The sequence below is a fragment of the Paraburkholderia sp. RL18-085-BIA-A genome (genome assembly GCF_046027075.1).
GTDB lineage: Bacteria > Pseudomonadota > Gammaproteobacteria > Burkholderiales > Burkholderiaceae > Paraburkholderia.
In genome coordinates this window covers 1-1065 of record NZ_JARESU010000472.1, presented here as the reverse complement: position 1 = coordinate 1065, position 1065 = coordinate 1, and the positions used below count along the sequence as shown (strand labels likewise).

1 protein-coding gene and 1 pseudogene are annotated in these 1065 nt (G+C 53.8%); both read right to left on the bottom strand.

Annotated features, from left to right (window positions below; genetic code table 11):
• Positions 1-48 precede the first annotated feature (48 nt).
• Positions 49-638, bottom strand: a pseudogene (locus P0D89_RS53315) (IS6 family transposase).
• Between the two features lie 191 nt (positions 639-829).
• Positions 830-1065, bottom strand: a 236-nt coding sequence (locus P0D89_RS53310; protein ID WP_408370614.1) for a hypothetical protein, incomplete at its 5' end; no start/stop codon positions are given.

Below are 1065 nucleotides of genomic sequence, written 5' to 3'. Positions count from 1 at the left end.
TCAAATTATCGGTCGACGAATGGGATAACACACATTACTTCAGGATAACTAATTTACGTAATTTGCAAAGCGCTCCAGCATTGGAGCGCACGTCACGCTTTCCCAGGCCTCGAAGGCCTGGGTGAGTAGCGCCCGCTTTTGCCTTGCGCCGCTGTGGCAGCGGCAATGCATGAAAAGATTGGCGACCTGGTCGTGGACCGAAGCGAAGCATTGCAGGTGACGCGCTGATTTGAAGCGGCGCATCACCTTCTCGCGCGCTTGCGTGCCGGTCGCGCCGGCTTTGCACCAGCACGTCGAGCACCGCGCCATGCTGGTCCACCGCACGCCACAGCCAGTGTTTCCTGCCGTTGATCGTAACGACCATTTCATCAAGGTGCCACTTGCCGTCTCGCGCCAGGGAGGTGGACCGAACACGCCGGGCAATGCACAGGCCGAACTTTACCGCCCAGCGCCGCACTGTCTCCTATGTGAGTTCAATGCCGCGAGCGGCCAGCAGTTCTTCGACCATGCGCAAACTCAGCGGGAAACGCTAATACAGCCCCACCGCGTAGCTGATCACATCGGAGCGGAAACCGGTAGCCGGCATAGGAAATGGTGTCGGTGGCCGGCGCGCGCGGCGGCAAAGTAGTTCGTTTCATGCTTGGGATTGTCGCCGCATCTCTCTCAACCTGCCAACGACGTGAACAATACCGCGTCGGGTCCATCTCAGTAGAACCGTTTCTGGGCGCAGAGAAAAGCCCTTTACATCGCCATCGAAGCTAGCGCGTTCAACCATCTATGAAAAAGAAAATCACTCTATTTACACGTGGCGCAGACTTTCGAAGCGCTTTCAATCTCCGGTCATTTTTTGATTAAAGAGAATAAGCGTGACATCAGTTTCGGAAAAAAAAAAGAAAAAAATGTATGCATCGAGGGACTTTTTATGAATGCCCAAATTCCAGGATTCCGAATAACAATTTGCATAAAAACCAGTCGATCCGCATTTTTTTCCGCGACGCCTTGATTCACGTTTCTGACATGCGCAAACGTTACATTTTGCTGGCTGAGGGGCAGGAACGCTCAGCG